Raw genomic sequence first — 2,966 nt, 5'->3', positions numbered from 1 at the left:
GGTCGTCGGTTGCCAGGTGCACCGACCAGCCGCGCTCGTTCAGCTCATGCGCCAGCGCCTCGGCCGGGAAAAGATGCCCGCCGGTGCCGCCTGCCGCGAGAAGGATGACGCCTCTGGCCATATCACTCCGCCGGCACGGCGCGTTGCGACAGGCCAAAGCCCATCTGCTTGCGCTTTTCCGGCCGCTTGCGTGTCAGCGCCAGCACCATCCCCATCGAGATGGCGATGGCGATCTGCGAGGAGCCGCCATAGGAGATGAACGGCAGCGTCATGCCCTTGGCCGGCACAAGCTGGAGGTTGACGCACATGTTGATGACCGCCTGCAAGCCGAAGACGGTGACGAGGCCGCCGACCGCGTAGCGGGTGAAATCGTCATGCTCCTTCAGCGCCGTGTTGAGGCCGCGCAGCACGATGAAGGCGAATATCGACATGATGAAGAAGCACATGATCAGTCCGAACTCTTCGCCTGCGACCGAGAAGACGAAGTCGGCATGGCTGTCGGGAATAACGCGCTTGACTGTGCCCTCACCTGGTCCGACGCCAAACCAGCCGCCATTGATCAGCGCGTCGCGTCCCATATCGACCTGGAATGTGTCGCCTTCGCCGGTAAGAAACTTGTCGATGCGCAAGGCAACGTGCGGGAACACCGTATAGGCGGCGAAAACGCCGCCGACGCCGGCGGCACCCAGCGCAACGATCCACAGCCAGGGCAGCCCGGCCATGAAAAACATGATGCCCCAGGTGCCGGTCGTCAGCATGGTCTGGCCGAGATCCGGTTGCGCCACCAGCAGCGACACGACCAGTACCAGCAGCAACATGGCGAACAGATTGCCGGGAATGTCGGGCTGGCGCTTGTGCTCAGCGAAAAGCCAGGCGCACATGATGACGAAGGCTGGTTTCAAAAATTCCGACGGCTGGATCGACAGGCCGGCAAGCGACACCCAGCGGCGTGCGCCCTTCACCTCGACGCCGATGTAGAGCACCGCCACCATCAGCACCAGCATCAGGCACAGCATGATCAGCGCCATGCGCCGGATCTGCCTGGAATCGAGGAACGACACAGCCAGCATCACGCCGAGCGCCGGTACGGTGAAGATGATCTGCCTGGTGGCGAAGTGGAAACTGTCGAGGCCGATGCGTTCGGCGACCGCCGGGCTCGCCGCGAAGGACAGCACGATACCGAGGCCCATCAGCGACAGGAACGCCGCCAGGAACCAGCGATCGATCGTCCACCACCAGGTCGCAACCGGACTTTTGTCGAGACGGCTCTGCATTATCGTGCCCCTCCGATGGGTTTCACACCCTCGATAGCATTCGCAGCTTGCCTGAAGGCTTCGCCGCGAACTTCGAAATTCTTGAACTGGTCGAAGCTGGCGCAGGCCGGCGACAGCAGCACCACCGCCTCGCCGCTGTCGTCCTTAGCCGCATCATGCGCGGCGTGCTCGACCGCCGCGGCCAGCGTGCCTGAAATCTCGTAGGGCACGGCCTCGCCCAGCGTCGCCGAAAACGCCGGCGCCGCCTCGCCGATAAGATAGGCCTTGGCGATGCGCGGGAAGAAGCCGCGCAAGGGTTCGATGCCGCCTTCCTTGGGCAGGCCGCCGGCGATCCAGTAGATGCGTGCAAAGCTCGACAGCGCCGGCGCCGCAGCATCGGCATTGGTCGCCTTGGAATCGTTGATGAACAGCACATGGTCCTTGCGGCCGACCTGCTCCATGCGGTGCGCGAGGCCGGGAAAGCTTTCCAGTCCCGACTGGATCTCGCCAAGCTCCAGCCCGATCTTGAGACAAGCGGCGACCGCAGCCAGAGCGTTCTGGGCATTGTGCTGGCCACGCAAGGAGCCGATGCCTTCGAGGAAGGCGACACGGCTGTAACGGCCGTGCACAGCTTCCATCAAATTGCTGCCATCGGCGAAATAGCCGTCGGTCAGCGGCAGGCGCTTGGAAATGCGGATGACATGCCGCCCCGCCCGCTCCAGCCGCTCGGCAATCTGCGCGCACCAGGAATCGTCGACGCCGACGATCGCCGTCTCGCTGCCGGCCACCAGCCGCTCCTTGATCGCGGCGTAGTGCTGCATGGTGCCATGGCGGTCGAGATGATCGGGCGTCAGATTGAGCAGGATGCCGGCCGTCGGATTGATCGAGGGCGCGAGGTCGATCTGGTAGGACGAACACTCGACGACATAGTGCCGATCGGGCTCGGGCGGATCGAGCGTCATCACCGCGCGGCCGATATTGCCGCCCATCTGGGCATCGCGTCCCGCGGCTTTCAGGATGTGCGCGGTCAGCGCGGTCGTCGTCGACTTGCCGTTGGTGCCGGTGATGGCGATGAAAGGCGCTGTCGGCGCGCTCAGCATCCGCTCGCGGCAGAAAAGCTCGATGTCGCCGACGATCTCGACGCCTGAGCCGCGCGCCAGTTCCACCGTCCAATGCGGCTTGGGATGCGTCAGCGGCACACCAGGCGACAGCACGAAGGCCGAGAATTTCGCCCAGTCGGCGCCGCGCAAATCAGCGGTCGCGATACCGGCAATGGCGGCCTTGGCCACACTGTCGGGATTGTCGTCCCAGGCCAGCACGTCCGCGCCGCCCTCGATCAGCGCGCGCGCCGTCGCGATCCCCGAGCCACCGAGCCCGAAGAGCGAAACGCGCTTGCCTGAAAAGGATGCGGCGGGGATCAAAGGGCTTCCTATCTCAGCTTGAGGGTCGACAGGCCGACCAGCGCCAGGATGACGGCGATGATCCAGAAGCGGATCACCACCTGGCTTTCGGTCCAGCCGAGCTTTTCGAAATGATGGTGGATCGGCGCCATCAGGAACACCCGCTTGCCGGTCATCTTGAAGTAGCCGACCTGGATGATGACGGACAGGATTTCGACGACGAACAATCCGCCGACGATGACCAGCACGATCTCATGCTTGGTGGCGACCGCGACGGTGCCGATCAGGCCGCCCATGGCCAGCGATCCGGTGT

General features: G+C 64.3%; 3 protein-coding genes and 1 pseudogene. All 4 read right to left on the bottom strand.

The features are described from left to right. A partial coding sequence (locus EN925_RS30410) for a glycosyltransferase (RefSeq protein ID WP_206522410.1) occupies positions 1 to 121 on the bottom strand: 121 nt, incomplete at its 3' end. A 1-nt stretch (position 122) separates the two neighbouring features. Next, positions 123 to 1,274, bottom strand: a complete 1,152-nt coding sequence (gene ftsW / locus EN925_RS30405) for a putative lipid II flippase FtsW (protein WP_013530956.1) — start codon at positions 1,272 to 1,274, stop codon at positions 123 to 125. Beyond that, on the bottom strand, positions 1,274 to 2,674 hold the full coding sequence (gene murD / locus EN925_RS30400) for a UDP-N-acetylmuramoyl-L-alanine--D-glutamate ligase (protein ID WP_127370083.1): 1,401 nt from the start codon (positions 2,672 to 2,674) through the stop codon (positions 1,274 to 1,276). Before murD ends, ftsW begins: the two co-directional genes overlap by 1 nt. A gap of 8 nt (positions 2,675 to 2,682) precedes the next feature. Continuing rightward, positions 2,683 to 2,966 (bottom strand): annotated as a pseudogene (gene mraY / locus EN925_RS30395) (phospho-N-acetylmuramoyl-pentapeptide-transferase); the annotation flags it as partial.

It is taken from the genome of Mesorhizobium sp. M7A.F.Ca.US.006.04.2.1, assembly GCF_004022915.1.
Classification (GTDB): domain Bacteria; phylum Pseudomonadota; class Alphaproteobacteria; order Rhizobiales; family Rhizobiaceae; genus Mesorhizobium; species Mesorhizobium ciceri.
Note: the sequence above shows the minus strand (reverse complement) of the source record. Positions and strands in the feature narration are given on the sequence as shown.

Excerpts from the sequence above, each read along its gene's own strand:
- ftsW (WP_013530956.1), bottom strand. The coding sequence starts at position 1,274 with ATGCAGAGCCGTCTCGACAAAAGTCCGGTTGCGACCTGGTGGTGGACG.